The organism is Kitasatospora sp. NPDC059571 (assembly GCF_042735675.1).
Classification (GTDB): domain Bacteria; phylum Actinomycetota; class Actinomycetes; order Streptomycetales; family Streptomycetaceae; genus Kitasatospora.
On sequence record NZ_JBHWBW010000345.1, the window covers coordinates 1 to 1,824 of the forward strand.

Consider the following 1,824-nt stretch of genomic DNA (forward strand, 5'->3'; position numbering starts at 1 on the left):
CAGCGGTGACCCTGTGCAGAGCGGCGCGCCGTCCCGGGGGCGGCCGGGGCACCGGCCTACCATCCCGGGATGCGCCGCACGCCCCGCCCCGCCCTCCCGCCGCCCCGTCGCCGGGCCGGGGCACCCGGCCGCAGGGCCGTCCCGGTCCGGCGGCGGCACCGGCGCTGGGGGCGGCTGACCGCAGGTGCGGTGTCGCTGGCGGTGCTGGCCACCTCGTGCGGCGGCTGGGTCGTCCTGCACGGGCTCGGCGACGCGATCCAGCGGGTCGACGCGATCGGCGGGACGGAGCGGCCCGCCGACGACGGGCTCACCACCTTCCTCGTGGTCGGCACCGACGACCGCGAGGGCATCCCGGAGGACACCCTCAAGAACGTGCTGCACGCGGGCGGCGAGTCCTGCCACTGCACCGACACCATGATGATCGTCCAGCTCTCCGGCGACGGCGGGCGGGCCAGCGTGGTGAGCATCCCGCGGGACTCCTACGTCGACATCCCCGCCCACGAGGACCGGGCAACCCACCGCCAGGTGCCGGCCGGCAAGGGCAAGATCAACGCGGCGTACGGGATGGGCGGGGCTCCGCTGACCGTCCGCACGGTGGAGCAGAACACCGGCCTGCGGATCGACCACTACCTCCAGGTCGACTTCCTCTCCTTCGTCGGCACCGTGGACGCCCTCGGCGGCGTCGAGGTCTGCACCGCCAAGCCGCTCAAGGACGACTACTCCGGCCTCGACCTGCCGGCCGGCACCACCCGGCTGGACGGCGCCGGGGCGCTCCGGTACGTCCGCGCCCGGCACGTCGACGGCAGCTCCGACCTCGGCCGGATGCACCGGCAGCAGCGGTTCGTCGCCCAGCTGCTCCACCAGGCCACCGCCCAGGACGTGCTGCTCGACCCGGCGCGGCTGAGCACCGTCCTCGGGTCGGTGCTGAAGTCGGTCAAGGCCGACAAGGGGCTGAGCGGCGACGCGCTGCTCGAGTTCGCCACCCGGCTGAAGGACCTGTCCGCGTCCTCGGCCGACTTCGCCACCGTCCCGGTGTCCGTGGTGGACCACCAGGTCCCCGGCTGGGGTTCGACGGTGCTCTGGGACACCAAGGGGGCCAAGGCCCTCTTCGACGCCGTCCGGCACGGGCGGTCGCTGACCGGCCGTCCGGAGCAGGCCCCGGTGGTCTCCGCCGCGCCGAGCGCCTCCGCGGCCGGAACGGTGCCGCCCGGGCAGATCCGCGTCCAGGTGCTCAACGGGGCGGGGGCCACCGGCCTCGGCTCCCGGGTCGACACCGACCTGCGCACGGCCGGCTTCGCCACCACCGGCACCCCGGCCAACGCGGACGGACCCGCCGGGCGCACCGCCGTCCGCTACGACCCGCGCTGGGACGAGTCGGCGAGGACGCTCGCCGCCGCGCTGCCGGGGGCCGAACTCGTCCGGACGCCGGGGCTGGGGGCCACCCTGCAGGTGGTGGTGGGGGCGGACTACCGCGGCGTGGCCGGGGTGTCGACCGCCACGCCGTCGCCGGCCCGCAGCAGCGGACCGGCCGCACCGTCGGCGGCACCGGCGGCCGCGGCGGCCTCCGACCCGACCGTGAGCGCGGCGACGGGGAGCGACATCAGCTGCCCCTGAACCGGCCCGGGCGGGCGCCCGGTCGGCGCGGCAGCGGGTAGCGGGTAGCGGCGCTGGACGCTGCGGACGGCCTCGGACGGTGCGGCCGGCGCCGGACGCGGGGGGGGGCCGGGGGCCCCCCCCCCCGCCCGGCGGGTGGCGGCCGGGGGGGGCGGGGTGGGGCATGGGCGGCGGGTGTTGAAAACCGCCGCGCCCGAGGCCCCGGCCCCC

1 protein-coding gene is annotated in these 1,824 nt (G+C 77.7%); it reads left to right on the forward strand.

The genetic code is table 11. The features are described 5' to 3' along the window. The first annotated feature begins 69 nt into the window (after positions 1-69). Complete coding sequence (locus tag ACFV0G_RS28820) at positions 70-1,614, forward strand: LCP family protein (protein ID WP_380554263.1); 1,545 nt, start codon at positions 70-72, stop codon at positions 1,612-1,614. Positions 1,615-1,824 lie beyond the last annotated feature (210 nt).

Coding starts and splice junctions, on each gene's coding strand:
- ACFV0G_RS28820 (WP_380554263.1), top strand. CDS start 70: ATGCGCCGCACGCCCCGCCCCGCCCTCCCGCCGCCCCGTCGCCGGGCC.